Consider the following 24,449-nt stretch of genomic DNA (forward strand, 5'->3'; position numbering starts at 1 on the left):
TGATTGAGTACTCCGCAGTCTTACAGGCTCGACAGGCCCAAGGCCGGATCGATTTGTTGCAGGGCATCGGCCAGCGCCGTGGACTGGCTGGCGATCAGTTGGCGGGCGGCGGCATCGACCTGATCGTAAGGTCGATAGCCGTCTGCGCTTTTCAGGCCGTTAAAGGTGCTGTCCAGGTTGGTCACGGCGCTGTCCAGGCGCTGTTGCAGGTCAGCGTGGTTCTTCGCCAGCAGTGGACGCAGCAGGTCGATGACCTTACGCGCGCCCTCAAGGTTGGCGGCAAACCCATTGAGGTCGGTGTGGCTGTAGCGTTCCTCTTCACCCTTGCTGCGGTTCTGCGCCAGGCTCAGCAGGTTGCGGATCACGATGCTGGTCAGTTGCTCCGGGGCAATGCTCTGGGCCAGCAGTTCCTGCTTGAGCCGTGCCACATCGGCACTGAGTTTTTGCGTCACAGGAGCAAGACCGTCGAGGCTGGCTTGCTTGAACAGACCGAATTCGATCCGGTGGAAGCCGCTGAAGCCTGGGTCTTGCTCACGTTGTTCGAAGTAATCGGCCCGGGCGTTGATGGTGTTGTCCAGTTCGGCCAGGCGCTGGGCGGCCGGGGCAATGCGCTGATAGGCGCTGCGCGCGGGCAGGTAGGCCGCCTGGGCAGCGTCGAGGTCGCCGGCTTCGATGGCTTGTTGCAAGCTGGCAACCGCTTTGATCAGCGCCGAGCCTTGCTGGCTCAGGTACACCCGGTACTCGGATAACGGGCCGATGAATGCGGTCATCGACGGGCGCGCCTTGGCCTGCGCCTCGGACTCGGCGGTCGGGGTCACGTGCAGGGTGCCGCGCGGGTTGCTCAGCAGGCCGCAAGTGATGGCGTAATCGCCGGGCATCAGATTAGCGTTGATCACCTGGCTCATGCCGGGGGTGATGTTTTCGCGCTCTTCGACCACCAGCACGCCGTCGAGGATTTCCCATTCCACAGCACGTTCGGACTGGTTAACGATGCGGAAGCTGTGCTTGCCCGCCGGCACGGTCAGGGCATTGGGCTCGCAACTGCGCGGGTGAATATTGATCACCGTTTCGTTACCGGCATTGGCGGCACGCTTGTGCGCGGCCACTTGCGAGGCGTAGTAGAACAGCCCGCCAGCGGCGAACATCAGGACCACGGAGCCGGCGACGGCCACGCGCAGGGCACGGGGAGACCAGGCTCCCGATGAGGCGTTGGACATGAGTATCCCTTGAGACTAGTGATTCGTGACGGCCGGGCGCGGCGCCTGCGGCTGGGCTTTGTGCGGCAGGAAAAACAGCGTCAGGGCGGCGAGCAGATACAGCAGCCATGCGCCGAGCACACTGACGGTGGGGGTGTCCTGGTAACCGAACATCCCGGCCAGGATCGCGCCGGTTGGACCATCCATCGGCAGCGTGGCGCTGAAATCGAAGACCACCTCTTGCCAGTGGTTCCAGATACCGGCTTCATGCAGTGACCTGACCGAATTGGCCAGCACTCCGGCCGCCACGACGAGGATGAACAGCCCGGTCCAGCGAAAGAACAGGCTCAGGTTCAGGCGCAGACTGCCGCGGTACAGTGCCACCCCCACGGCTACCGAGACCAGCAGGCCGAGCAGGGCACCCAGTGGGGCACCGGAGCCGGTGCTCTGCTGGAATACCGCGAGCAGAAAAAACACGGTCTCCAGACCTTCGCGGGCCACGGCGAAGAACACCATGGCAATCAACGCCCAGGTTTGATTGCGCGAACCGCTCAATGCGCTGTCCAGTGACTGTTGCAAATCGTCTTTGACCGAGCGCGCCACTTTGCGCATCCAGAACACCATGGAACTGAGGATGCCCACTGCCAGCAGGCCGACGATGCCTTCGAACAGTTCCTGCTGTTTTTGCGGAAATTCGGCGCTCATCAGTTCCAGGCCGCCACCGACGAACAAGGCCAGGGCGCCTGCGAGGAACACGCCGATCCACACCGCCGGCATCCATTGGCCGCGGCCGGTCTGTTTGAGATAGGAGGCAATGATGCCTACGATGAGCGCGGCTTCAATGCCTTCGCGCAGCATGATCAGAAAGGGAACGAGCATTTTTCACCAGGAATGACTACGGGCGGGTGAAGCGTTTCAAAGTGTTGCCACCGAAACAATGCGCAACATAATGATAGTCATTCCCGTGTAAGGGCCAGTTGTTTTTCCCTTATCCAAGGATTTCTGGCTGCTGTTCAGGGGCGGTTCAGGTGTTTGTCAAGCGCCGGTTGTCATGGCCAAAGCGTCTGGCGATGCCTTGTTTATCAATTCCAATCGGCGCTTTTAAACGGTTTTCAACGCACTAGTGGCGTGTCCGCAGCGTTGAGGATGGTCTGTGCCAAGCGCACTCGCTCTGGGTTCGGGTAGTTGCGGTTGGCCAGGATCACCACGCCCCATTCGCGGTCGGCCATGAAGGCCACATAACCACCGAAACCATTGGTCGAGCCGGTCTTGTTGAGCCAACTGCCGGGTACTGGCTGCACGGGGGGGCGCAGTGCCTGCGCCGCTTGGGTCTTGAGCGCCATGTCATTGGAATTGCCTGCCAGCAGTGCCGACAGGTCCGCCGGTGGCGGATAGCTCTCCCAGGCCAGCGCCTGAATCGCCGGGCCAAAGCTGAAATAACCCGTGTGGGTCGCTCGCAGCGCTTCTTGCAACGGACTGGTTGGCGGGTGGCTGGCGATATTGGCCTCGACAAAACGGATCAGGTCGGCGCTGCTGGATTTCACCCCGTAAGCCTGATCGGCCAGTATGCCGGGATTGAGCCGTACCGGTTGGTCCTGCCGGTCATAGCCTTGGGCATACAGGCTCTGTTTGTCCGCAGGCACCTTGATCCAGGTCGCCGACAGCCCCAGGGCCGGCAGCAACCCTTGCTGCATGGCCTGGTCGAACGGCAGCCCCAGGCTTTTGGCGGCAATCATCCCGAGCAGGCCGATACTCGGGTTGGCATAGCTGCGATGCGTGCCGGGCAGGTACTGCGGCTGCCATGCCTTGAAGTACGCCATCAGTTGTTGCTCATCCTGCACTCGATCCGGCACCTGTAACGGGAAGCCGCCGGCCGTGTGGGTGGCCAGGTGCAATACGGCGACCTTGCCCAGGCGGCTGTCATGCAGGGCGGGCAGGTAGCTGTCGATCGGGGCGTCGAGCCGGAGTTTGCCTTGCGCCTGAGCCCAGGTGGCGAGGGTCGCGGTGAAGGTCTTGCTGATCGAGCCCAGTTCGAACAGCGTGTCGCTGGTCACCGGTGCGCCCGTGTCTTTGGCCGCCACGCCGAAATTATAGAAGCGCTGGACGCCATGGTCAGTGACCGCGATGGCCATGCCGGCGATGCCGTTTTGTTGCATGACTTGCCGGGCGGCCTGCTCGATGAGCAGGTCCCGGGCCTGCGAATCGGTGGTCTGGCTCCAGGCCGCAGGGCTGCCGAGAAGGGCCAGCGTTACCGCGGTCAGCGTGATTGTTCGGTTCATTGTCAGTCCTGTTGCACGGGGGGGCGGTACATTGCCTGCCAATAGGAGAACGCTCAATAGACATTTGTTCTCTGAATATTGGCGAATGCACGCGCTGTAACCACATGTGTCTGGCTGCATTCGGCACGTTTGCGTACCATGCCAGCTTTTTCGCGTGCCCACGCGCCGCCTGGTCTGGTAACCCATGAAACTCTCCCGTCTGCGCGCCGATGTTCTCGCCGGCCTGACTACCTCTTTTGCGCTGGTGCCCGAGTGCATCGCCTTTGCCCTGGTGGCGCATCTCAACCCGCTGATGGGCCTGTACGGGGCTTTTATCATCTGCATCCTGACCGCCCTGTTGGGTGGTCGGCCGGGCATGATCTCCGGCGCAGCAGGCTCAATGGCGGTAGTGATCGTCGCGCTGGTGGTCGAACATGGCGTGCAATACCTGCTGGCCACGGTGCTGCTCGGCGGGGCGCTAATGGTGCTGTTCGGCCTGCTGCGCCTGGGCAAGCTGGTGCGGCTGGTGCCGTACCCGGTGATGCTCGGCTTCGTCAACGGTCTGGCCATTGTCATTGCCATGGCCCAGCTCGAACACTTTCAACATGACGGCGCCTGGCTCAGCGGCCAGGCGTTGTACATCATGCTCGCCTTGGTCGCGGTCACCATGGCCATCGTTTACCTGCTGCCGCGTCTGACCCGTGCGGCACCGCCCGCATTGGTAGCGATTGTCGGGGTTGGCCTGGCGGTGTACCTGCTCGACCTGCCGACCCGCACCCTGGGGGATATGGCGCACATGGCCGGTGGTTTGCCGGCCTTTGCCTGGCCGCAAGTGCCCTGGACGCTGGAAACCCTGTACATCGTCGCGCCTTATGCGCTGGTTATGGCCATGGTGGGCCTGCTGGAGACGTTGCTGACCCTTAACCTCACCGATGAAATCACCGAGACTCGTGGTTACCCGGACCGCGAGTGCGTGGCGCTGGGGGCGGCGAACATGGTGTCAGGGGTGTTCGGCGGGATGGGCGGCTGCGCCATGATTGGCCAGACCGTGATCAACCTTGGCTCCGGCGGTCGTGGGCGGCTGTCCGGGGTTGTGGCCGGTGGCATGATCCTGATGTTCATCCTGTTTCTGGCGCCGCTGATCGAGCGTATTGCATTGGCGGCACTGGTCGGTGTGATGTTGGTGGTGGCGCAGCAGACCTTCGCCTGGGCGTCGCTGCGCATCCTGCGCAAAGTGCCGGTCAGCGACATGCTGGCGATTGTCGCGGTAACCGTGGTCACGGTGCTCACCGACCTGGCCATGGCGGTGCTGTTCGGGGTTATCGTCGCCGCGCTGGACTTTGCCTGGAAGCATGCCCGTGACCTGTATGTCGACAGCCATCAGGCCGTCGATGGCAGCAAGGTCTACAACGCGCATGGCACGCTGTTCTTTGCCTCGACCACACATTTTCTCGAACAGTTCTCGCCGCAAGATGATCCTGAGCAGGTGGTACTCGACTGTCAGCACCTGAGCTTCGTCGACTACTCGGCCATTGCCGCACTCAAAACCCTGCGCGAGCGCTATGAAAAGGCCGGCAAACACCTGCGCGTGATCCATCTGTCCGAGCGTTGCCGCAGCCTGCTGCGGCGTGCCGGCATCCAGCCACAAGGAGTGTGAACAATGACTGGCCCGACGCCGCTGCAAGCCTATGAACAAGCCCTGCAACGGGGCTTTCATGCTGATGCGTCCCAGCGTGATGCCGCTGAACAGTTGCAGGCCTGCTGGCAGGCGCTGGCTGATGGCGGCGGCGCCAGGGGCATCTACTTGTGGGGGCCAGTGGGGCGCGGCAAGACCTGGCTGATGGATCGCTTCCATGAAAGCCTGCAAGTACCGTCGCGGCGTCAGCACTTTCATCACTTCATGCGCTGGGTCCACAAGCGCATGTTTGAACTGACCGGCACCGCCCAGCCGTTGGCGGTGATCGCCCGGGAACTGGCGGCAGACGTGCGAGTGCTGTGTTTCGACGAGCTGTTCGTCACCGACATTGGCGACGCGGTGATTCTCGGCGGGCTGCTACAGACCATGTTCGAAGCCGGTGTGGTGCTGGTCTGCACCTCGAACATCCCGCCGCCGCAGTTGTACAGCCACGGCCACAACCGCGAACGCTTCCTGCCGGCCATTGCTGCGATCGAGCACTACATGCAAGTGGTCGAGGTCGATGGCGGCGCAGACCACCGATTGCATCCGGGGCAACTGCTGCAACGCTACTGGGTCAGCGAACCCGGCAAGCCCGGCGCCCTGGCTGAAATCTTCAAGGGCCTGACCCATGGCCAGACCGTTCACGACACTCAGGTCATGCTGGGCTATCGCAGCGTCAATGTCCTGCAACATACCGACAACGTGATCTGGTGCCGCTACCGCGACCTGTGCGAACAACCACTGGCGGCGATGGACTTCATCGCCCTGTGCGACCGTTTTGCCGTGGTCATGCTCAGCGAAGTACCGCTGCTCAGCGCTGTACAGCGCGAGGCGAAGATTGCCCGCGGCACCGAAGACGGCGTCGAACAGGTCAAAGCCGGTGACCGCGAACTGCCGCAACTGTCACCCAAAGATGACAGCGTGCGGCGCTTCATCGCCCTGGTCGACGAATGCTACGACCGCCGCGTCCCGCTCTATGTCGAAGCCCCCGTGCCCATGGACCAGCTTTACACCCAGGGCTACCTGGAATTCGCCTTCCGCCGAACTTTGAGCCGTTTGCAGGAGATGCAGTTGCAGCGGTTTAGTGAGTGAGTGAGAGAGCCCCGGCAGATTAAAACCCGTCCTGCCAAGCGCACCTGCTCCTTATAGAAAGAGCAGCGACTTCCCTGCCGGCTTTCCCACCAAATCGACACCTGCGTTCGGCCAGCGCCCAAGTCGCGTTCGGCGGCGCCTGCAAGAACATTCCAAAACAAATCGCGCATGGCTTGAGAACTTCGTTGCCGTTGCCGTTGCCGTAGATTTTGATTTTTGAGCCGAGATGGCACAGACGACGCGGGCCGCGACTTTGGCGCTGGCCGAGGGTAGGCGTCGATTCGGGGGAGAAACCGACATGGAGGTCGGTTTCAGGTGCGCTGGGCAGGGATGCCCATCGCGCCGACCCCCGAATCGATGCCGGACGGAGGGAAGTTCGCCCGCAGGGCGGACCCAAGCCAGGAGCAAGCGGTTTTCCCCTATTTTGCCAAGCACAAAATAGGGTCGCCCGTCGGGGCGAAACCCGCAGGCCAGACAACCGCGGCAATGAACCTGCCAAGACATCAGCTGTTCGCGGCTGAAGCCGCTCCTACAGCCGTTCAGGAAACCGCGTTGCGCCGCCGCTGCGCCAACAGATGCTTAGCCCCCTCGATCACCAACACCAGCACCGCCAGCCAGATCGGCACATAGGTCAGCCACTCATCAGCGCCGATACTCTCGCCCAGCAACAACGCCACGCCCACCAGCAACACCGGCTCCACATAACTGAGCAGCCCGAACAGGCTGAACGACAACAGCCGGCTCGCCAGCAGATAGCTGATCAGCGCCGACGCACTGATCACCCCCAACAGCGGAATCAACACATACAACATCGGCGTCGCCTGCGCCGCCGCCGGATTACCGCTGACAATGAACCACACCCCGACCGGCAACATGAACAACATGTCAAACCACAGCCCGCCCAGATTGTCTGTCTGCAACCGTCGGCGCAGCACGAAATACACCGGATAACCGGCCGCCACCACCAGCGTCTCCCAGGAAAAACTGCCCAGTCGCCACACTTCATGCGCCACCCCAAACGCAGCAAAGGCTGCCGCCACCTTCTGCAGGTGCGACAGGTGCTCGCCATACACCAGACGCCCGGTCAGGATCATCGTCAGTGGCAACAGAAAATAACCCAGCGACACCTCCAGGCTGCGACCGTGCAACGGCGCCCACATGAACAACAGCAACTGCACACCCATCAGAAACGAAGACAGCATGATCCCCGGAATCAGCACCGGGTGACGCAAAATGCGCGCGCCCAGCGCCTTGACCAGCGGCCAGTCACCGCACATGAACATGAACAGCGTCACGCACGGCACCGTCAGCAGCATGCGCCAGCCGAAAATCTCTTCACCGCTGAGCGGGGCCATCAACGAGGTGTAGTAGTACATGACTCCGAACAGACAGGAAGCCAGTACCGAAAGCGCAATTCCTTTCTGCACGAGGGACTCTTGGGAACGCAATGGATGAAAGAGAAGGGTTGCACCGCAGTGGTGCAATGCCTGCCTATTCTAAGGACTGTTCGCGATTCAAAACAGTCGTGTAGTTGAAAATGCTACAGAATTTGTCCGTCTGCCTGCCCAGATGCGTCCCTTGAATACCCGAACGCGATGCCGTGCACTGAATGGGGGCGAGGTTGTAACTGGTTATTAAGTTTCGTTTAAGCCAAGTGCCATACATTTGCCTGACATCAAATGTTCACATTGTTAGGGAGAGGGTGAGTCATGGCGGATATCGATCTGAAGCGTTTCGATATTGTTTCCGGGCAGATCCAGCGGGTCTATGAGTTCGACGACGGTCGCTGGGAGCTTGAGAACATTGATCGCGACGAGACCTACAGCGTGTCTGGCACTGATGTGCTGCATGTCGAGCGCGACGATGGCTGGATCGAGACCACCGTTTACCGCGACCTGGACGGCAGTGGCATCTATCAGGAAATCTCGGTGTCGCACAGTCGTCCGGGCGAGACCGGCCAGCCGTTGGTGGCGCAAGTCAGTGATGCGTCACTGGCGCGCCTGTACATGACCACCTTCGACCGCAGCCCGGACCTTGGCGGCTTTCGTTACTGGGAACAGCAAGTGGACCGCGGCATGTCACTGACGGACGTGGCTGCAAGCTTTGTGAACAGTAGCGAGTTCAATCAGACCTACGGTGCCCTCAACAATACCGACTTCGTCAATCAGCTGTACCTCAATGCCCTGGATCGCAGCGCCGACGCCGGTGGCCGGGATTGGTGGACCGGCCATCTGGACAACCAGACCATGAGCCGTCAGGAAGTGGTGATCGCCTTCTCCGAGTCGGCCGAGTTCGTCGCCTTGAGCAACCAGGCCGTCGACGGCTTCATTCAACTGGCCGGCCAGCCGGTCGCTACTGAAGCGTTTGTCTGACGCGTATTCGACTTTTCCAGCGTTGTCAGGTCTGAGTCGCTACCATGGCCCTTTTTTGTCATGGATGAGGAGCCCGCATGACCGCTTGTGACACCGCTACCGCTGCCTCGCGCAGCACCCCGCGCCAGGAGCAGATGGCAACGCGCCTGGCGTTTTTCATTGCCGGTTTCGGGATGGCCGCCTGGGCACCACTGGTGCCTTACGCCAAGCTCCGCGTCGGCCTGGATGAGGGCATGCTCGGCCTGCTGCTGTTGTGTCTCGGGGTGGGTTCGATCAGTGCCATGCCGGTGGCCGGAGCGCTGGCGGCGCGTTGGGGGTGTCGACGTCTGCTTGTAGGCGGCACCTTGCTGATCTGCCTGTGCCTGCCCCTGCTGGCCACGGTCGACAGCCTGGCGCTACTGATTGCCGCGCTGTTTATGTTCGGGGTGGGGATGGGCGCTGTGGACTGCACGGCCAACATCCAGGCGGTGATTGTCGAGCGTGAAAGCGGCAAGACCATGATGTCGGGCTTTCACGGCTTGTTCAGCCTTGGCGGGATCGTCGGTGCTGCCGGCGTCAGCGTACTGCTGGTGCTGGGCGCCTCGCCGTTGCAGGCGATTTTGGTGGTGCTGGTCATTATTGCGCTGGCGTTGTTCAAGGCCATGGCGCATTTGCTGCCTTATGGCAGTGCTGCTGAAGGCCCGGCGTTTGCGATTCCGCGTGGGGTGGTGCTGTTCATTGGCCTGCTGTGCTTCACCGTATTTCTCGCCGAAGGTGCAATGCTCGACTGGAGTGCGGTGTTCCTGACCGCCAGCCGCGGCATGGAGACCGCCTACGCCGGCCTGGGTTATGCGGTATTTGCCGTGACCATGACCTTTGGCCGGTTGTTCGGCGATGCCATCGTGCGCCGGGTCGGGCCGAACCGCATCATTGTTTTGGGTGGCCTGCTGGCGGCGCTGGGCCTGGCCATCGCCACCCTGGTGCCGGCCTGGGAAGCGGCCTTGCTGGGGTATGCGATGGTTGGCGCCGGCTGCTCGAACATCGTTCCAGTGTGTTACAGCGCCGTAGGGCGCCAGCAAGACATGCCCGAAAGCGTGGCCATCCCGGCAGTGACCACGGTCGGCTATGCCGGGATTCTGATGGGGCCGGCAGCCATCGGCTTTGTCGCCCACCTCAGCAGCCTGGGCGTTGCGTTCATGGTCGTGGCGATCATGCTGCTGGGCGTTGCCGCCAGTGGCAGCCGGCTGAGGGCTTGATGCCTGATTATAGGTAGCGGGCCATTCCCGATACCCGGATCGAGCTGCCCGGCTGTGCGCTGATTTCTGCCCGCAGCCGCGACGGGCTGCCCATGTCTTCGCCCTGCAGGATATCGATCACACCGCCATGTGGCCAACCGATGTCACGCAGGTAACCGGCCAGCGCGGCAGTGGCGGCGCCGGTTGCCGGGTCTTCGTAGACACCGCCGAACGCGAACGGATTGCGGGTATGGAAAAACTGCGCGCTTTCAGCAAACACCAGCACAATTGTGGCCCAGCCTTCACGCACCATCAGCTCGCGCCCGGCGGCCTGGTCATAACGCATGGCGCTGAGCGCTTCACGGCTGTTGAGCGCCAGCACCAGGTGCCCCGCACCGCCATTGATCGCTGCTGGCGCAATGCGCAGGTCCAGCTCATCGCGGCGATAACCGAACAGAGCCAGCGCCTCGTTCAGCAGTGCTTCACTGATCGGCTGGCTGTGGGTCGGTGGTGATTGCAACGCCGCCGAAACCAGTTGCCCCTGCGCATGGCCCTCCACGGTAATGCTGGCCTGGTTCAATTGCAGATCGAACACTCCGTCACCGTGCTGCGCCGCCAGTGCCGCTCCTAGGGCAATGGTGGCATGGCCGCAGAATGGCACCTCGGCCAAGGGCGAGAAATAACGTACCCGCCAGCGCCCGCCGTCCAGTGGGGCGGCAAACGCGGTCTCGGAAAATCCGACCTCTGCCGCGATGGCTTGCATGCGTGGCTCATCGGGCAGGGCATCGCCAATCCACACCCCGGCCGGGTTGCCGCCTGTTTCGCCATCGCTGAAGGCCGCCAGTTTTAGGATCTCTGTCATGGTATTGCGCTCCCTGGCTTGTCAATTTCGGTCAGTGTGCAAGAAGCGGGCGAGCGCGGCCCCATACAGCCATGCGGTTTTTTGACCGGTCAGTTGTAGCGTTGCACTGGCCGGTTAGCCAGCAACCGCTCCCGCGCGCCATCCCAGGCCCAGTTGAACGCCATGGTGTAGGGCAGGAAAAACAGCAGCACGCCAATGTCCAGCCAGAACGCCTGGACCAGGCTGATCGACAGCCACCAGGCGGCCAGCGGTACCACGGCCAGAATCAGACCCGCCTCAAAGCACAGCGCATGCAGCGTACGGTTGGTCAGGGTCATGTTGAAGCCCATCCGGGCGCGGATACGGTCAAAAAGCAGGTTGAACAGCATGTTCCAGAGCATCGCCACGGTGGAGATCATCACTGTAAGGGCGCCCATGCTGCCAATTGAGCGATCCATCACCCAGGCCAGGATCGGCGCACAGATGATGACCCCGACCGTCTCGAAGGCGAAGGCGTGCAGCACGCGTTCCTTGAGGGTTTTGGCAGGGAGTGAATGGGCTGAGCTGTTCATGACGGAGCCACCTGTCAATAAAGATCCTGCATTCTTATCGGTCATCGGGCTAAAGTGAAAATACGATCAATCGGTAAAACCGATGGAGGCCGCGTCATGAATTATTCACCCGAAGCCCTTGAGGCGTTTGTCCAGATCGCCGCGCTGGGTTCGTTCAGTGCGGCGGCGCGCCGGCTGGGTAAAAGCCAGTCAACCATCAGCGAGGCCATTGCCCGGCTGGAGATCGATCTGGATCTGCAACTGTTTGATCGTTCGGCGCGCCAGCCGGTGTTGACCGCAGCGGGCAGGGCCATGCTGGAGCGGGTCGAGGATGTGCTGTGTGCCCAGGACTTGCTGCGTCGCACCGCCGGGCGGCTGGCGGCTGGCGTTGAGCCGCGCCTGACCCTGGTGTTGTCCGATGCCAACCAGTTCGTCGAATTCGAAGCGCGTATGACCGAGCTGGACCAGCGTTTTCCGGATATCGAGCTGGAATGCGTATTTGCCGAACACGGCGATGCCATCAATCTGATCCAGAGCGGCCGGGCGACGCTGGGCCTGCTTTCGGCCCAGGCCGGTTATCCGCCCGAGATCGGCCATGCAACCATCACCGAACGCGCCGATTTTGGCTTGTTCGTTGCGCACCAGCATCCACTGGCTGGCCAGCAGCAGGTCAGCTACGCGCAATTGGCGGGTCATCGGGCCTTGCGACTCAACACCCTGGTAGAGCACCTCAACCCGACCGATGACCTGCCCACCAGCAGCCGGCGCAGTTGGTCGGCGCCTAACTATCTGCTGCTAATGGACATGGCGGTGTTCGGCTTTGGCTGGGCCGCCTTGCCGCGCTGGCTGGTGTCTGGCTACGCCCAGGGGCGCTTGCAGGAGTTGCAGGTGCCGGGCTGGCCACGCCGCTCGGCGGTCGATGTGATCTGGTCGCGGCAGCGCACTCTGGGGCCTGCCGGCGCCTGGTTGCTGGAGACCCTGATGCCCTGAAAGGACACTGTAATATCAGTTTAATATCGCTGTAGTAGGGTCACGTATTTATGATGTGCAGTGGCCCGCGAATGAAAGCAGAGCATTTTCAATTCATGCGTCCCCGATTGCCCCGTGACCACAAAAGTGCGGGGGATCTGTGCAACTTCGTTCCAGCCATCGATATCGACGACAGTAACTCACTGGTCATGGAGGTCTTTACCACCCAGCGTGACCTGGTGTGTCTGGCGGTGGTCGATCAAGAGCGGCCGGTCGGGCTGATCAATCGCAATATCTTCATGTCACAGATGAGCAAGTTGTATCACCGCGAGCTGTACGACAAGAAAAGCTGCATCGCCTTCATGGACAAGGAGCCGCTGATCGTCGATGCCGAGATGAGCATCGAAGAGCTGACCTTCAAGACCGTCGAGTTTGGTGAAAAAGCGCTGGCCGACGGCTTTATCGTGACCCGTGAAGGGCGGTTTGTCGGCTTGGGCAACGGTTTGCAACTGATCGCGGTGGTGGCGGCGATGCAGGCGGAAAAGAACCGCCAGATGATGCAAAGCATCGAATACGCCAGTGTGATTCAACGCGCCATGCTGCGTGCTTCGCGCGAGACACTGGCCTCGACCTTGAGTGACGCCTCGCTGGTCTGGGAGCCGCGTGATGTGGTGGGCGGCGACTTCTATCACTTCTGCAAGTACCCCGACGGCTGGTTCGGGGCGATTGCCGACTGTACCGGCCATGGTGTGCCCGGTGCGTTCATGACCCTGATTGCCTCCAGCGCGCTGGGCCAGGCGCTGGATCAGTACGGGCCGCGCAACCCGGCGACCCTGCTGTCGGCGGTCAACCGCAGCGTCAAGAGCATGCTCGGTCAGGACCGCGACGCCGACGGCACCCCGGAATCCGATGACGGGCTGGACGCTGCGTTCTTCTGGTTCGATACCCATACCTGGACCCTGCGCTTTGCCGGTGCGCGGCTCTCCCTGCATGTGCTGCACCCGCAGGCTGAGCAGTTTCAGACGGTTGCCGGCCAGCGGATGGGCGTCGGCTACGTCGACAGCGGCATGGATTACCAATGGGAGATGCACAGTGTGCCGCTGGAGTCCGGCAGCCTGATTTTTATCACCACCGATGGCCTGACCGACCAGATTGGCGGGGTCAAGAACATCGCCTTTGGCAAGCGCCGGGTATTTGAAAGCCTGCTGGCCAATAGCGATAGCCCGGCGGCCGAGATTGGCCAGGGGTTGTTGCAAGTCCTGTCGCACTGGCAGGGCGAACAGAATCGTCGTGACGATTTGACTTTCTTTTGCGCTCGTCTCAGGAGCAATGATGACTAATCTGCTGCGCGCCATTGAGGACCATGACATGAGCTTTTTCGACCTTGCCCAACAGCGCAACGTGATTTTCTACCACATGGGCTACTTCTCCCACAGCGTCGTTTCGGCGATGGCCGAGGTGGTCAAGCTGCAGCTTGAAGTCTCCGGTGTCAGCGGCCCGACCCGCCGCAAGCTGTTCTCATCGTTCATCGAGCTGTCGCAAAACATCGTCCACTACTCGGTCGATGCCTTGGGCGTGTCGGCCGAGGACGACACCGGGCTGCGTCATGGGGCGGTCTGCATCAGTGCCGAAAACAATCGGTTCACCATGCTCTGTGCCAACCCGGTGGCCAGTGGCGAGGTCGAGCGGCTGCGCGCCAACCTCGAACCGCTGCGCGGCATGTCGGTTGAAGAAATCAAACAGGCCTACAAGGTGTCCCTGCGGGCCGAAACGCCGGAGGGCAGCAAAGGCGCGGGGCTGGGTTTTCTGACCATGGCCCGCGACGCCAGCGAGCCGCTGGAGTACAGCTTCCAGCCGCGCCCGCAAGACCCGGAGACCACCTTGTTCTGCCTCAAAGCCACTATTTGAATGGATTGATGACTGTGATGGACAATTTTTTCATTGAAGCCACTGCCACTTCGCCTGAAGTCGATTTTCGTTATGACCAACGCCTGCTGACCATCAAGGGCGAGTCCTATCCTGAAAACGCCGCCGCGTTTTATGCGCCGATCGTCCAGCAACTGCGCGACTTTCTTGCTAATTGCGCCGGCGTTGAAGTGACGGCCAACATTGCACTGGCCTACTTCAACAGCTCCAGCACCAAGATGCTGTTCAATATCTTCGATACCCTTGACCACGCGGCCATGGCCGGTAACAAGATCGTGGTCAACTGGTATCACGATGAAGAAGACGAAACGATCTTCGAGTTCGGTGAAGAACTGCAGGCCGATTTCACCTCGTTGACCTTCAATGATCATCCCGTGTCGGTTTCATAAAGGAGATTGGTCATGGTGACTGCTGGCTCTGCGCTCCAGGCGCGTGCGGATCAGACCGTGGACTTGTTCAGTAGCGAGACCGACGCGTTGCGGCGTGCCCGCTCGGTCCTCGCTCAGGCCGATGCCGACGCTGAGCTCTACCAGCAGTCGCTGGCCGAACTGACCAGCCACTTCGAGCGCCTGATTCGAGAAACCCGGCGCTTGATCACTCGCAGTGACCGTGCCGAACGCGAGATGAGCGCGCTCAATCTGCAGTTGCAAACGCTGGCCGAACAGCTGGAGTTCCGCGCTACCCATGATGCCCTGACCGGGGTGCTGAACCGCGGTGCTGTGATCGAGCGGGCCAAGCGGATGCTGGAAAGCACCGGCGCGGTATTGATCGTGCTGGACATTGATCTGTTCAAGCAGATCAACGATGACTTTGGTCATCCGGCGGGCGATGCAGTGATTCGCGGGATCGTCGAATGCCTGGCGCCGATCGTGGCCAAGGTCGGGGTGATCGGCCGGGTGGGCGGTGAAGAGTTCACCGTCGTGCTGCCTGGCAGCGACTTGCAGCAGGGGCTGGACTATGCCGAAGCCATGCGCGCGGCGATCGCCGGGCATTGCTTTGCTGCCCCGGTCAACCGCCAGGTCACTGCCAGTTTCGGGGTCAGCGCCAGTGCGGCCGGCCTGCGCTTCGATGCCGCTTACAGCTCTGCGGACACGGCGTTGTACCAGGCCAAACGTACCGGGCGTAACCGGGTAGAGCGGGCCCAAGGCTGACTCTGGCGGGCTGAAAACTATCTGCCCATCGGCCAGAGTCAAATTGCTGGCGCTCTGACATAATGCGAGGGTGCTTGCAGCCCTTTGTCCAGAAGCCGCCGTTCATGTTGCTCAGCGATCCCTTCTCGTTACTGTTGATCATCACTCCGTTCGGGATCATGACGGCGCTATTGCTGTGCCTGTCGTATGTCGGTGCGGGGCGCAGCAACAAGGCCCTGCACTGGTGGCTGTTGGGTGAACTGTGCAATACCTCGTACCGGGTTGCCGAAATGCTCCAGCCCGGCCTGTTGCTGCCGTCGCTGCACTGGCTGGAGATTCTGTCGCCACGCGCTGCCTTGCTGGCCAGCACCGGTCTGCTGATTGCCAGTATTGGTTGTCATACCGTGGCGTTGCGTCATTTTGTCGGGCTGCCGGGACGCCTCGGCCAGCAGCTCGGCTGGGTGCTGGTGCCGCTGGCCGGCTATCTGGCTCTGGCGGTGGCGTTGATCGACACTTCCTGGATTCTTCCCTGGTTTGCCGGGGTGGCGGCGCTGGCGATTGCCGTGCAGATGCGGGTCTGTGCCGGGCTGTTGAGGACTTATCGCGGCGCTTGGGGGATTGCCGCGACCCAGGTGTTCGCCTTCGGCTTCCAGCTGTGGTCATGTGTCAGCCTATTGATCGAGCCGATCCCGCCGCTGCCTTATGACGAGCCGGACATGCCCTCGCGGATGGCGCTGCTGGTGGATTTTACGGTGTCATTCCTGTTTACCCTCGGCTTTGCCCTGATGCTTCAGGAGCACTTGCGCATGCAGGCCCTGCAACTGAGCATCACCGACGTGCTGACCGGGGCCTTGAACCGGCGCGGCGCCCAGCCGATTCTCAACCAGCAATGGGCGCAGGCCGCACTCGGCAGCTATCCGCTGACGGTGGCGATGATCGATCTGGACAACTTCAAGAACATCAATGACAAGTACGGCCATGCGGTGGGCGACAGTGCCTTGCAGGCGTTCTCGGCGGCGGTGTTTTCGCTCAAGCGTCATAGCGATGTGTTCGTGCGCTGGGGCGGGGAAGAGTTTCTGTTGATGTTTCCGCACACCGATGTCGCCCAGGCGCAGGTGTTTATGGCGCGCCTGCGCGATGCGCTGGCCAGTCGCGAACTGGACCCGCAGTTGCCATTGCCGATTGCGTTCAGTGCCGGTCTGACCCAGTCCGGCAGCCGCCATCTGCAGCACAGCTTCGATGCGCTGCTGCGCACCGCAGACCAGGCGCTGTACCGGGCCAAGCAGCACCGTGACCGGGTCGAAGTCGGCGAGATCGCCGGTTAAGCAAGGCTTGAGCGTTTGAGCACCAGGGTCAGGATGTCGTAACTGGCCACCAACTCGTCGTGCTGGTTGGTCACCTCCACATCCCAGGCCACCACCCCTTGCGGTTCGTCCCTGGCGCTGAGCTTGCCCTGGTCGATCTTGCGCTTGCAGGTCAGCCGCGCACGGATCGTGTCACCAATGCCCACCGGGTTGATGAAGCGCAGCGTATCCAGGCCATAGTTGGCCAGTACCGGACCCGCCGCGGGGGAGACGAACAGCCCGGCGGCTGCAGAGAGTACGAAGTAGCCGTGGGCGATGCGCTTGCCGAACTGCGATTGGCGGGCGGCAATCTCGTCAAAATGCATGTAGAAGTGATCCCCCGACAGGCAGCCAAAGTTGACCAGGTCAGCTTCGGTCACGGTGCGCCGATGGGTCAGCAGCGATTCGCCGATCTGCAGGTCGTCAAAATAGCGGCGGAACGGGTGGACCTCGGTTTCGATCAGCCTGGCACCGCGCACGTACTCGCCGGTGACGGCCATGAGCATACTCGGCGAGCCTTGCACGGCGCTGCGTTGCAGGTAGTGTTTCACCGCCCGCAGACCGCCCAGTTCCTCACCGCCGCCGGCCCGCCCGGGGCCGCCGTGCTTGAGTTGGGGCAGGGGCGAGCCATGGCCGGTGGACTCGGCGGCTGATTCACGGTCGAGAATGTGCAGCCGACCATGCAGCGCGGCTGCGGCGGGCACCACTTTGGCGGCGACCTGCGGGTCTTTGGTGATCAGGCTGGCAACCAGGCTGCCTTTGCCACGGGCGGCCAGGGCAATGGCCTCGTCCAGATCCTCGTAGGCCATCAATGTGCTGACCGGCCCAAACGCTTCGATATCGTGGGCGCCGCCCTCGGCATGCGGGTTGCGGCTGCGCAGCAGGGTCGGGGCAAAGAACGCGCCCTCGGCCACCCCTTCGCCACGCGGCGCAAAACCGTCGGCGGCCCCCAGCAGCAGCTCACTGCTGGCCAGCAGCAGTTGCAAGCGCTCGGCAACGTCGGCCTGTTGTGCATGGGACGCCAGGGCGCCCATCTTCACGCCTTCCACTGACGGGTCGCCGACCACCACTTTACTGAGCCGCGCATGCAGCTGTTGCGCGACCGCATCGATGTGTCTGGCCGGCACAATGGCGCGGCGGATGGCGGTGCACTTCTGGCCGGCCTTGACGGTCATCTCGCGGGCCACTTCCTTGATGAACAGCTCGAACTCAGGATCGTCCGGGGTCACTTCCGGGGCGAGGATCGCGCAGTTCAGCGAGTCGGCCTCGGCGTTGAACGGCACGCACTGGCGGATCAGGTTAGGGTTGACGCGCAGTTTCGCGGCGGTGTCGGCCGAGCCGGTGAAGGTCAGCACATCCTGACCTTGCAGGCGGTCAAGCAAATCGCCCGTGCTGCCGATGATCAGTTGCAGGCTGCCAGCGGGCAGCAAGCCGGACTCGTGCATCAGGCGCACGGTCGCTTCGGCCAGGTAACTGGTCGCGGTGGCCGGTTTGACGATGCACGGCATGCCGGCCAGAAAGCTCGGCGCAAACTTTTCCAGCATCCCCCAGATTGGAAAGTTGAACGCATTGATATGCACTGCCACGCCGCCGCGCGGCACCAGAATATGGCTGCCAACGAAGCTGCCCAGCTTGCCCAGCGGCATGGCCGGGCCTTCGTGCAGCAGGTTGCCCGAGGGCAGTTCGCGGCGGCCGATACTGGCATAGGCGAACAGCGTACCGGCACCTCCCTCGATGTCGATCCAGCTATCGGTCCGCGTGGCGCCGCTATGGTGCGACAGGCTGTACAGCAGTTCCTTGCGTTCGAGCAGGTAGTTGCCGAGCGCCTTCAGGCATGCGGCGCGCTGCTGGAAATCCAGAGCCAGCAGGCTGTCACGGCCTTGCCGGCGCGCGTGCTCCAGGGCCTCGTTGAAATCCAGCGGCTCGTCATGCGTGTGGGCAATGCCCTGGCCATTGAGAGCGCTGCGCAGCGAGGCGGCGCCATGCTCGCCAATCCAGCGACCAGCGATAAAACTTTGCAGGGTAGGGGCGTTGCTCATCAGAGTGTCTCCACATTTATGGTGGGCGGGGCCAGCACTACCAAAGCGCCAGGGTGTAGCCCAGGATCAGCCGGTTCTCGTCCAGGTCGGTGCTCAGCCCGTTGCCGGAGCGAAAGGTCAGGTTGCGCCAGCGCATGCTCAAGCCCTTGAACGGGCCGCTTTGCAGCACGTAGGCGATATCGGTATTGCGTTCCCATTCTTCGCCGTGATCGCCGCTGGCGGTGCGCGCATTGCGGCCATCGACATAGCGGGTCATGAAGCTCAGGCCCGGCACGCCGAGGGCAGCAAAGTCATAGTCGTAACGCAGTTGCCAGGCGTCCTCTTCGGCGCGGGTAAAGGTGTTATAGGTCACCAGATTGACCGAGTACGGGTCACCGCCATTGAGAAACGCAAAGGCGCTGTCGCCCGACATGCGCTGAAAGCCCAGGCCGACTTTGTGCCCGCCGTAGCCCAGCGTGAACATGCCGTTGAGGTTGCGGTTATCGATGCGCCCGGCGCGTTGCTGGCCATCGTTGCCGCTGTCGAAATAGCGCAGGTCACTGCGCAGGCTCAAGTTCGTCCCCAGCGGCACGCTGTGCACCAGGCCGATAAAGTGCTGGCGGTAGATGTTGGTGAGCTTGCCGTAGTAGTAACTGGCGGTCAGTCGCGGGCTGAACGCGTAGCTGCCACCGGCAAAGTCAAACGCGTCGCTGCTGGCGGCGCCGTAGCCAATCGCATCGCGGCTGGACGAATCGCGCAGGTTGGCGCGGGTCAGGCGTCCGGCATTGATGGTCAGGCCGTCGATGTCTGTGGAGGTCAGCATGCCGCCCTGAAAGGTCGACGACAGCAGACGGGTGTCGTTATAGGTCACCACCGGCAGCATGGGTTGCAAGGTGCCGAGTTTCAGAACGGTTTTCGCCACCCGCAGTTTGGCCGCGATGCCCAGTTCGCTGTACTGGTCGACCGGCTCACCGCTGGCCGGGTCGAAGGCCAGCAGCCCGGTATTGCGCCGGCTGGCACTGGAGTCGAGCTTGATACCCAGTTCGCCGATGGCGTCCACGCCCAGACCCACGGTGCCCTCGGTAAAGCCCGACGTCAGGCGGGCGGTGAAGCCTTGCGCCCATTCTTCAGCCTTGGCCTGAGGCGCATCGCTCTGGCGAAAGTCGCGGTTCAGGTAGAAGTTGCGCATCTCCAGGCTGGCCTTGCTGTCTTCGACAAAACCGGCCTGGGCGCTGGCGGCTCCCATGGCCAGCAGCAATGAGGCAGAAACACGGACGTTATGCATTGTTATTGTTCCGTCGGTTATAGAAGCGGACTGAGCCGCGATCAATGCGAAAATCTTTTACCCAAAACCTAATGCCGGCTGGCCCCCGCAGCCCCCAGCCCGGTCATCGAGCGAATGAACTGCGCGAGATAGCGGCCGCGTTCCTGAGTGGCGCGTTCGGAGCGGTCGGTGACCGAGAACAGCCAGGCGCAGGCAAACGCGCAGCTCATGGAGAGCAGCGCGGGGTTGGAGTAGGGGAACAATGCTGTGTCGTGGCCAAGCAGCTTGACCCACACCACCGGGCTCAAGACCAGCAGCACCACCGCCGATATCAGGCCCGCCAGGCTGCCGGCCACCGCACCACGGGTGGTCAGGCCTTTCCAGAACATCGAGAGCAACAGCACCGGGAAATTCACCGAGGCGGCAATCGCCAGCACCAGACCTGACAGGAAGGCGATGTTCTGCGACTCGAACAGCAAGCCGAGAATGACCGCCAGTACGCCGATCACCAGGGTGGTCAGGCGCGACATGCGCATCTCTTCGCGCTCGCTGGCCTGGCCTTTACGGATCACGCAGGCATACAGGTCGTGGGCCACTGCCGAGGCGCCAGACAAGGCCAGGCCCGCGACCACCGCCAGAATGGTGGCGAAGGCCACGGCCGAGATGAAACCGAGAAACAGGCTGCCGCCGACCGCCTGGGCCAGATGCACCGCGACCATATTGCCGCCACCGATGATGGCGCCAGTGCCGTCGCGAAAGGCCGCATCGGTGCCGACCATGACAATTGCGCCGAAGCCGATGGCGATCAGCAGCAGGTAGAAATAGCCGATGAAACCGGTGGCATACAGCACGCTCTTGCGCGCCTCGCGGGCATCCTTGACGGTGAAAAAACGCATCAGGATATGCGGCAGACCCGCCGTGCCGAACATCATCCCCACTGCCAGCGACAGGGTGTCGATGGGGCTGCTGAGCATGCCGCCCGGCGCCATGATCGCGGCCCCCTTGGCATGCACCGCTGCCGCACCGGCGAACATCGCCTCGGTGCTGAAGTTGAAGTGGCGCAAGACCATGAACGCCATGAAGCTGGCGCCCGAGAGCAGCATCACGGCCTTGATGATCTGGACCCAGGTGGTGGCCAGCATGCCGCCGAAAGTGACGTAGCACACCATCAGCACCCCGACCAGCAGCACCGCTTGCAGGTAACTGATACCGAACAGCAGCTCGATCAGTTTGCCGGCACCGACCATCTGCGCCATCAGGTACATCAGCGCCACGATCAAGGTGCCGAACGCGGCCGTGATACGGATGGGTGTCTGTTGCAAACGGTACGACACCACATCGGCAAAGGTGTATTTGCCCAGGTTGCGCAACCGCTCGGCAATCAGGAACAGAATGATCGGCCAGGCGGCGACGACGCCCAGCGAGTACAGCAGACCGTCATAGCCGACCATGAAGATCATCGCCGAGATCCCCAGGAACGACGCCGCGCTGATCATGTCGCCAGCAATCGCCAGACCGTTCTGCAAACCCGTGATGCCGCCGCCTGCGGTGTAGAAGTCGCTGGCCGAGCGGGTCCGCAATGCCGCCCAGCGGGTCACCCCGAGGGTGAACAGCACGAACACCACAAACATGCCGATGGCATGCCAGTTCAATGGCCGTGCAGGCGCGTCGGCGGCCAGCGCGTTGGCACTGCACAACAGGCTGCCGAGGGCGGTGACAAGCAGCGAAGGCTTCATGGCTGCACCTGCTGCAACAGTTTTTCGGTCAGCGGATCGAGCACCCGGTTGCTCTGGCGCACATACAGGGCGGTCAACACAAACGACAGGAGGATCACCGCAACGGCCAGCACGATCCCCAGGCTGGTCACCCCACCGCTGAGCGAGCGGCCCAGTGTCTGTGGGTAGAAGGCCATCAATACGACGAAGCCGTAGTAAATCCCCAGCATGATCAGGGTCAGCGACCAGGTCAGGCGTTGCTTGCGCTTGACCAGCTCGATGAAGTCGGGGTGGCGCTGTAACTGTTCGATGTCCTGTGGCGTCATGGGGCGGCTCTCTTTTTTTGTGATTGTTTTAGAAACGCGGTGTGGCGGAGGCAGGGATGCATCCGCTGCTAACGGGCTCGCAGGCGCAATACCGATCGGTTAGGGGCTGTGTGGTCCGCTGGGCGATCGCCCGGCGGCGCCTATGGGTTCAGCGCTGGTCAAAATCCAGCACCACCTGGTCGCTCAACGGGAAGGCCTGGCACGACAGCACGTAGCCGGCGGCGACTTCGTAATCTTCCAGGGCGAAGTTGCTGTCCATTTCCACCTCGCCGCTGATCACCTTGCATTTGCAGGTCGAGCACACGCCGGCCTTGCACGAATACGGCAGCTCGGCGCCCTGGGCGTTACCGGCTTCGAGCACGCTGACGCTGTTGCGGGGCAGGGCGAAAGAGAGCTCGCGACCGTCGCTGATCACGGTGATCTGGCTCGTGGCGCTGCCTGCCTGGGCGGCGATCTGGCGGGCCTGGCGGGTGTGGCTGCTGCCCGCTGCGGCGAACAGCTCAAAGTGAATGCGCTCGCTTGGCAGACCGTTGGCCCGAAGCTGCTCGCGCACGGTCTCGGTCATCGCTTGCGGACCGCAGATAAACGCCGCATCCAGCGCCTTGACGTTGATCCAGCGGCTGAACAACTGGCTGCATTTGTCGGCATCGATGCGCCCGTTGTACAGCTCGACATCCTGTTGCTCGCGGCTGAACACGAAGATCAGGTTCAGGCGTTGCAGGTAGCGGTTTTTCAAGTCTTCGAGTTGCTCGCGAAACAGCGCCGCAGTGCTGGAGCGGTTGCCGTAGATCAGCGTGACCTGGCTGTGCGGCTCGCTCTGCAGGGTGGTTTTGATGATCGACAGGATCGGGGTGATGCCGCTGCCGGCGGCCACCGCCAGATAGCGGCCATGGCGCGCCGGGTCGAGTGGCACACTGAAATGCCCGGCCGGTGGCATGACCTCCAGTTGCTGGCCGACCTTGAGACGGTCGTTGGCCCAGGCCGAGAACATCCCGCCGGCGACCCGCTTGATCGCCACGCGCAGTTCGCCATCGTTGGCGCCGGTGCAGATCGAGTAGGAGCGGCGCACTTCTTTGCCGTCCAGATGGGTGCGCATCACCAGATGCTGACCGTGTTCGAAACGAAAGCGCTCGGCCAGTTCAGGCGGAATGTCGAAGGCAATCGATACCGCATCACGGGTTTCGGTGCGTACGTCGCTGACGGTCAGGCTGTGGAATTTGCTCATTATTGTTCTCCTGCAGCAGGCCGCTCAGATGCACTTGAAGTAATCGAAAGGTTCCAGGCAGTCGCGGCAGCGATACAGCGCTTTGCAGGCTGTGGAACCAAATTCGCTGAGCCGCTCGGTGTGTGCGCTGCCGCACTGCGGACAGTTGATCTGTACTGCCTCGCCCAGCAGGCTGCGTTTGCTGACGCTGCCCTCAGGCGGGGCGATGCCATAACCGCGCAGCCGCTCGCGGCCGCTGGCGCTGAGCCAGTCGGTGGTCCACGCCGGGGTCAGGCGCCGCTCCAGCTGCGGCGCAGCAAAGCCGGCCTGTTCCAGCGCCGCGGCGATGTCCTGCTCGATCACTTCAGTGGCCGGGCAACCCGAGTAGGTTGGGGTCACCACCACATGCAGGTGGCCGCCCTGCCAGCCCAGATCACGGACAATCCCCAGCTCGACCACGCTGACCACCGGCACTTCGGGGTCCATGACATTGCCAAGCACCGCCCAGGCATGGGCCAGATCGCCAGGCTGCAGCGGCCGCGCACCACGGTCGCCCGCGATCAGTTCGGTGCTTGGCTGTTCACCAGGTCGCATCGGGATGACTCCTGTGCAGCGACTGCATTTCTGCCAGCAGCAGGCCCAGATGTTCGCTGTGCAAGCCTTGCCGGCCACTGAGGTAGAACGGGCTGGCCGGCGCGGGCAGTGGTAGGGTGGCGCGGGCCAACTGGTCGGCCACCGTGCTTTGCCAGGCATCGGCCACTTGTTGCGGGTTGGCGGCGATGCCCGCCTCGAACAGGCGCTGCTCCAGCTCATCAGCGGCGGTCAGCTCGACCGTGAAGCGCCATAGCTGATCAATGGCGTTGAGCATGCGCCGATGGCTTTCGTCGGTGCCATCGCCCAACCGCTCGACCCATTCGCCGGAGCGGCGCAGGTGATAGGTGACTTCCTTGAACGCTTTGGCGGCGATGCCGGCGATACGCTCATCACTGGAACTGCTCAGCCCGCGCAGCATCTGTAAATGCCAGGCGTCATACAGAAATTGCTTGGTCATGGTCACGGCATAATCGCCGTTGGGTTGTTCGACCAGCAGCAGGTTGCGCAAGGCGCGCTCATCGCGGCGAAACGCCAGATGATCTGCATCGCGGCCGTCGTCCAGCAGCTCGGCGGCGTACTCCAGCCAGTTGCGCGACTGGCCAATCAGATCCAGGCCCACATTCATCAACGCCAGCTCTTCTTCCAGGGCCGGTGCACTGCCGCACCACTCGCACAGGCGCTGGCCCTGGATCAGGGCGCTGTCACCCAGACGCAGCAGGTATTCAATAAGGTCGGCAGACGGGTTCATGCTCGGTTCC

At 62.3% G+C, this 24,449-nt stretch carries 23 protein-coding genes; 10 read left to right on the plus strand and 13 right to left on the minus strand.

The annotated features are described in order from the left end of the window. Window positions 1-20: 20 nt before the first annotated feature. From efeO to ampC, 3 genes are all read right to left on the minus strand, one after another. A complete protein-coding gene (efeO, locus tag NJC40_RS15290) occupies window positions 21-1,217 on the minus strand; it encodes an iron uptake system protein EfeO (RefSeq protein WP_253140139.1) in 1,197 nt (398 codons plus the stop codon). A gap of 15 nt (window positions 1,218-1,232) precedes the next feature. After that, complete coding sequence (gene efeU / locus NJC40_RS15295) at window positions 1,233-2,075, minus strand: iron uptake transporter permease EfeU (protein ID WP_253140140.1); 843 nt, start codon at window positions 2,073-2,075, stop codon at window positions 1,233-1,235. A gap of 233 nt (window positions 2,076-2,308) precedes the next feature. Continuing rightward, window positions 2,309-3,481, minus strand: coding sequence for a class C beta-lactamase (ampC, locus tag NJC40_RS15300; protein WP_492180567.1), 1,173 nt, complete (start codon window positions 3,479-3,481; stop codon window positions 2,309-2,311). 178 nt (window positions 3,482-3,659) lie between these two features. Between ampC and NJC40_RS15305 the strand changes: the two genes are divergently transcribed. Both NJC40_RS15305 and zapE read left to right on the plus strand, forming a co-directional pair. Next, the gene (locus NJC40_RS15305; RefSeq protein ID WP_253140142.1) at window positions 3,660-5,111 is read left to right on the plus strand and encodes a SulP family inorganic anion transporter; all 1,452 of its coding nucleotides are present in this window, start codon (window positions 3,660-3,662) and stop codon (window positions 5,109-5,111) included. 3 nt (window positions 5,112-5,114) lie between these two features. Continuing rightward, window positions 5,115-6,224, plus strand: coding sequence for a cell division protein ZapE (gene zapE / locus NJC40_RS15310; RefSeq protein ID WP_253115257.1), 1,110 nt, complete (start codon window positions 5,115-5,117; stop codon window positions 6,222-6,224). Window positions 6,225-6,763: 539 nt separating this feature from the next. Here the strand turns inward: zapE and rarD are convergent. Further along, window positions 6,764-7,651, minus strand: a complete 888-nt coding sequence (gene rarD, locus NJC40_RS15315) for an EamA family transporter RarD (protein ID WP_045489594.1) — start codon at window positions 7,649-7,651, stop codon at window positions 6,764-6,766. 282 nt (window positions 7,652-7,933) lie between these two features. Here rarD and NJC40_RS15320 point away from each other — a divergent pair, with 282 nt between their 5' ends. Beyond that, entirely contained in the window at window positions 7,934-8,596 is a 663-nt protein-coding gene (locus NJC40_RS15320; protein ID WP_045489597.1) for a DUF4214 domain-containing protein, read from the plus strand. A gap of 77 nt (window positions 8,597-8,673) precedes the next feature. After that, window positions 8,674-9,831 (plus strand): MFS transporter, encoded by a 1,158-nt coding sequence (locus tag NJC40_RS15325; protein ID WP_253140143.1) that lies wholly within the window; start codon window positions 8,674-8,676, stop codon window positions 9,829-9,831. A gap of 7 nt (window positions 9,832-9,838) precedes the next feature. Here the strand turns inward: NJC40_RS15325 and NJC40_RS15330 are convergent, their stop codons facing one another. Both NJC40_RS15330 and NJC40_RS15335 read right to left on the minus strand, forming a co-directional pair. Further along, window positions 9,839-10,672: a PhzF family phenazine biosynthesis protein gene (locus NJC40_RS15330; RefSeq protein WP_253140144.1), complete on the minus strand. Its 834-nt coding sequence runs from the start codon at window positions 10,670-10,672 to the stop codon at window positions 9,839-9,841. Window positions 10,673-10,761: 89 nt separating this feature from the next. Then, window positions 10,762-11,223: a multidrug/biocide efflux PACE transporter gene (locus NJC40_RS15335; protein ID WP_253140145.1), complete on the minus strand. Its 462-nt coding sequence runs from the start codon at window positions 11,221-11,223 to the stop codon at window positions 10,762-10,764. A gap of 96 nt (window positions 11,224-11,319) precedes the next feature. Between NJC40_RS15335 and NJC40_RS15340 the strand changes: the two genes are divergently transcribed. From NJC40_RS15340 to NJC40_RS15365, 6 genes are all read left to right on the plus strand, one after another. Continuing rightward, window positions 11,320-12,192, plus strand: coding sequence for a LysR family transcriptional regulator (locus tag NJC40_RS15340; RefSeq protein ID WP_045489608.1), 873 nt, complete (start codon window positions 11,320-11,322; stop codon window positions 12,190-12,192). Window positions 12,193-12,287: 95 nt separating this feature from the next. Further along, window positions 12,288-13,511: a SpoIIE family protein phosphatase gene (locus NJC40_RS15345; protein ID WP_253140146.1), complete on the plus strand. Its 1,224-nt coding sequence runs from the start codon at window positions 12,288-12,290 to the stop codon at window positions 13,509-13,511. Beyond that, complete coding sequence (locus NJC40_RS15350) at window positions 13,504-14,079, plus strand: SiaB family protein kinase (RefSeq protein WP_045489610.1); 576 nt, start codon at window positions 13,504-13,506, stop codon at window positions 14,077-14,079. Before NJC40_RS15345 ends, NJC40_RS15350 begins: the two co-directional genes overlap by 8 nt. Window positions 14,080-14,096: 17 nt before the next feature. After that, a complete protein-coding gene (locus NJC40_RS15355; RefSeq protein WP_045489613.1) occupies window positions 14,097-14,486 on the plus strand; it encodes a DUF1987 domain-containing protein in 390 nt (129 codons plus the stop codon). Window positions 14,487-14,498: 12 nt separating this feature from the next. Next, window positions 14,499-15,248, plus strand: coding sequence for a GGDEF domain-containing protein (locus NJC40_RS15360; RefSeq protein WP_253140147.1), 750 nt, complete (start codon window positions 14,499-14,501; stop codon window positions 15,246-15,248). Between the two features lie 104 nt (window positions 15,249-15,352). Continuing rightward, entirely contained in the window at window positions 15,353-16,552 is a 1,200-nt protein-coding gene (locus NJC40_RS15365) for a GGDEF domain-containing protein (protein ID WP_158497591.1), read from the plus strand. On the opposite strand, the gene paaZ is transcribed toward NJC40_RS15365, so the two are convergent. The 7 genes from paaZ to paaC all read right to left on the minus strand — a co-directional run bounded on the left by paaZ (window position 16,549) and on the right by paaC (window position 24,439). Then, complete coding sequence (paaZ, locus tag NJC40_RS15370; RefSeq protein WP_253140148.1) at window positions 16,549-18,609, minus strand: phenylacetic acid degradation bifunctional protein PaaZ; 2,061 nt, start codon at window positions 18,607-18,609, stop codon at window positions 16,549-16,551. The two genes, NJC40_RS15365 and paaZ, sit on opposite strands and share 4 nt — an antisense overlap. A gap of 37 nt (window positions 18,610-18,646) precedes the next feature. Then, window positions 18,647-19,873 (minus strand): OprD family porin, encoded by a 1,227-nt coding sequence (locus tag NJC40_RS15375; protein WP_253140149.1) that lies wholly within the window; start codon window positions 19,871-19,873, stop codon window positions 18,647-18,649. Window positions 19,874-19,941: 68 nt separating this feature from the next. Then, the gene (locus tag NJC40_RS15380; RefSeq protein ID WP_253140150.1) at window positions 19,942-21,588 is read right to left on the minus strand and encodes a cation acetate symporter; all 1,647 of its coding nucleotides are present in this window, start codon (window positions 21,586-21,588) and stop codon (window positions 19,942-19,944) included. Next, on the minus strand, window positions 21,585-21,893 hold the full coding sequence (locus tag NJC40_RS15385; protein ID WP_045489627.1) for a DUF485 domain-containing protein: 309 nt from the start codon (window positions 21,891-21,893) through the stop codon (window positions 21,585-21,587). Before NJC40_RS15385 ends, NJC40_RS15380 begins: the two co-directional genes overlap by 4 nt. A gap of 148 nt (window positions 21,894-22,041) precedes the next feature. After that, on the minus strand, window positions 22,042-23,118 hold the full coding sequence (gene paaE, locus NJC40_RS15390) for a 1,2-phenylacetyl-CoA epoxidase subunit PaaE (RefSeq protein ID WP_253140151.1): 1,077 nt from the start codon (window positions 23,116-23,118) through the stop codon (window positions 22,042-22,044). 24 nt (window positions 23,119-23,142) lie between these two features. Continuing rightward, entirely contained in the window at window positions 23,143-23,691 is a 549-nt protein-coding gene (gene paaD / locus NJC40_RS15395; protein WP_253140152.1) for a 1,2-phenylacetyl-CoA epoxidase subunit PaaD, read from the minus strand. Beyond that, window positions 23,678-24,439: a 1,2-phenylacetyl-CoA epoxidase subunit PaaC gene (gene paaC, locus NJC40_RS15400; protein WP_045489636.1), complete on the minus strand. Its 762-nt coding sequence runs from the start codon at window positions 24,437-24,439 to the stop codon at window positions 23,678-23,680. Before paaC ends, paaD begins: the two co-directional genes overlap by 14 nt. Window positions 24,440-24,449 lie beyond the last annotated feature (10 nt).

This window comes from Pseudomonas sp. 21LCFQ02, assembly GCF_024129895.2.
Lineage (GTDB): Bacteria > Pseudomonadota > Gammaproteobacteria > Pseudomonadales > Pseudomonadaceae > Aquipseudomonas.